The sequence below is a fragment of the Wolbachia endosymbiont of Tuta absoluta genome, assembly GCF_059414725.1.
This window is the reverse complement of record NZ_JBNRJY010000682.1, coordinates 1-2,800: the sequence shown is the minus strand read 5'-3', so window position 1 is coordinate 2,800 and position 2,800 is coordinate 1. Positions and strand designations below refer to the sequence as shown.

4 protein-coding genes are annotated in these 2,800 nt (G+C 33.5%); 3 read left to right on the top strand and 1 reads right to left on the bottom strand.

Annotated elements, in window-relative coordinates:
* The coding region (locus tag ACJ5GX_RS07210) for a NifU N-terminal domain-containing protein (RefSeq protein ID WP_495292854.1) at positions 1 to 336 on the bottom strand (336 nt) is incomplete at its 3' end.
* Positions 337 to 421: 85 nt separating this feature from the next.
* Here ACJ5GX_RS07210 and ACJ5GX_RS07205 point away from each other — a divergent pair.
* The 3 genes from ACJ5GX_RS07205 (at position 422) to ACJ5GX_RS07195 (ending at position 2,717) form a co-directional block, all read left to right on the top strand.
* Positions 422 to 757: a DnaJ domain-containing protein gene (locus tag ACJ5GX_RS07205; protein ID WP_408066503.1), complete on the top strand. Its 336-nt coding sequence runs from the start codon at positions 422 to 424 to the stop codon at positions 755 to 757.
* 90 nt (positions 758 to 847) lie between these two features.
* Positions 848 to 1,930, top strand: a complete 1,083-nt coding sequence (locus ACJ5GX_RS07200; RefSeq protein WP_052264828.1) for an ankyrin repeat domain-containing protein — start codon at positions 848 to 850, stop codon at positions 1,928 to 1,930.
* A 247-nt stretch (positions 1,931 to 2,177) separates the two neighbouring features.
* Positions 2,178 to 2,717, top strand: a complete 540-nt coding sequence (locus tag ACJ5GX_RS07195; protein WP_264683778.1) for an ankyrin repeat domain-containing protein — start codon at positions 2,178 to 2,180, stop codon at positions 2,715 to 2,717.
* Positions 2,718 to 2,800: the final 83 nt, after the last annotated feature.

Here is a 2,800-nt window from a genome sequence, read left to right as displayed (position 1 = left end):
TTCATTAAAGAATTCTTCCTCTAGCATTTTATTATCACTTACTCCTTCTTTATCAAATGCTTTTCCACCAGAAGTAAAGTGATCCATAATTGTAGTTAAAATTTCCACCTTTACTATATCCCAATTCATTCTATCTGATTTTGTTACCGAAATAAAATCATGACCAAAAAATACTCTTACAACATGTTCTATTTGAAAAAGATTTACTGCTAGTTTGGAGTTCTTTATTTCATCTGCATTTGAAAAATCAGCTGTTTCTCCTTCGCTCAGAATTTCAAAACCAGGAAGAAATTTCAGCGTGTTTGGGTTTGGTGTTTCTTCAATCTGGATAAACATGTTATTTACCATGACAATTATAATTGTTACTATTTAATCATAAAATGATAAAAAAATATACATGTCATTCATCTTCTTCCTTTTTTTGATATTCACAATAATCACGTTTGTTTTACCTAGCGTTGTTGTATTTTTTCTCTTTTTGGCAAAGAGAAATAACATAAGTTTTATGATGCACTCTATATTAAGTAAGTTTTTGAACGAATTTAACAGCAGTAAAAGTTACACCAAAAATTACACTGGTGATAATATGTCCAAAGATGAAGCATTAAAAATACTGGGGCTGAATTCCGAGGCAAGCCAAAATGAAATCAATAAGGCATACCAAAATTTAATGAAACTGGTCCATCCAGACAAGGGAGGCTCGGAATATTTTGCACAAAAGTTAAACGCAGCACGTGATAGGTTGATGAAGACCTAATTTTAACTATTGTTTTCTCTGTAAATTTTGCTTGTACATATTAAGTTGCATGATATAAAACCGGAAACATTATTCTTTAGGAGGTATTTGATGAAAAAACTTGAGAGATTGAGAAAGAATTTATTTGCGGCTATAGATGAGCTTAATATTAATAAAGTTAAAAGATATGTTAAAAAGGCAAGATATATAAATAAAGAAAAAGAGATTATTAATGGTAAAAAAGATGGTATGGCACCTATACATCTTGCTGTTTATAGAGGTAGCTTAGAGATAGTGCGGTTTTTGCTTAAAAATAATGCTAATATTAATGCTGTTAGTGATGGATGTCTTGTTCCTTACTCGTACGTTACTGCCATGAATAGAAAAGCAGAAATAAAAGAAATGATATATCATTGTACTAGTAGTACCACTTCCCAAGTAATGCAAGGTTTTACAGCTTTACACTTAGCCTTTTTTTATTGTCGATTAGATATCGCGAATCTTCTGCTCAATAATAACACTATTAATATTAAAAATGCAAATGGCAAAACGGCATTTGAGGTTATCCCTGGTTATGAAAATCTTTGCAGTGATGGCTGTGACATAGAAAAAATATTCTTAGCTGTGTTAAGATTTCATAAAAATAATTGTACAGAACTATTACTTTCTGCTAGAATAAATACTAAATTAGAGTTAGAAGCTGGTGATACTCCAGATGCAGCAAGTAGTATAGCAAACCCTTTCTCAACCTCCACCAGGGCAAATACTAAGATAGGATTGGAAGCTGGTGATACTCCAAATCCTGCACCAAGCAGTGCAGTAAAACCTTTTTCTTTTATTAATAGTATATTTAGTTGGGTAACCACTGCCACACTCAATGGCTTATTCAGCAGTGCTCCTACTTTACTTCCTGCACAGCAATTTGTTGATCACTTAGCTGGTAGCCCAATTGGTTCTTCACAAGTTGATTTTAATGCAACAGCTCTACTAGTTGATGTAGTGGTCAAAAAGTTCACAGGGAAAAAGTATTCAAGACTACTGGACAATCCACCTCTGACAAAACTTGATATTATAGAAAAAAAACTCGAGACGGCAATTAGTAGTTGTGAAAAACTTTATCAATGTCCTGAAAGTTCATTAAGCAATTTAACGATATCTAAAAGTATGCATCAAAAGTCCCTTCAAATCAGTTAAAATAAGCTCTCTAATTCGAGTGCTTATTTACAAAACTTATCCCTTATTTCCTCTTCTAAAGCAGATTGCTTATTATCAAGTAATAAAAATTATGAATTAGGGGCTTAAAATATTTTGCAAAAAAGTTACGTGATAGATTGCTGAAGACCTAATTTTTAACTATTGAAATTTTTCTCTGTAAATTTTGCTTGTATATATCAAATTGTGTGATACAAAATCGGGAACGTTGTCTTTTAGGAGATATTTGATGCAAGGGATGCAAAAACGGATAAAAACTGAGAACTTTGTAAATGAGTTATTTATTGCCATAAAAGAGCATAGTCTTCTAAAAGCTAACATATGTATCAGAAGTGCAGTGTACATGAACCTAAGAAAGCAGATTTTTATTGGTGAAAAATACGGTATGAAACCTATAAGTTTTGCTGTGAAAGAAAATAGCTTAAAGATATTGAGGTTTTTGGTTAATAACGGCGCCAATGTTAATGCTGCTAGTAGTGAAAGCTTGAGAGTTGCATTGCACGTTGCTGCTGAATATGGCAGAGAAGATGCAGGACAGCTTCTACTTAGTCGTTATGCTAAGATCAATTTGCAAGATATAACGGGTAAGGTGCCTTTGCACTTAGCGTCTTTCCATTGCCAAGTGGCAATGGTGGAACTTCTTATCAAGCATGATGCTAATATTTATATAAGAGATGCGGGTGGTAGAATACCACTAGATGTTGTTGGAGATGATCGTGTGTCCAGAGAAGGCAAGTATGTTCAGTGGGAGGTAGACCCACCAGGATAAAAGTCGAAGTCCTGTAGCTAGGGTAGCAATGTGGAGGGAAAGCAAAATGTTGAAGCCTACCGACAACGTTATCATAGGATAAT

Coding starts and splice junctions, on each gene's coding strand:
- ACJ5GX_RS07200 (WP_052264828.1), top strand. CDS start 848: ATGAAAAAACTTGAGAGATTGAGAAAGAATTTATTTGCGGCTATAGAT.
- ACJ5GX_RS07195 (WP_264683778.1), top strand. CDS start 2,178: ATGCAAGGGATGCAAAAACGGATAAAAACTGAGAACTTTGTAAATGAG.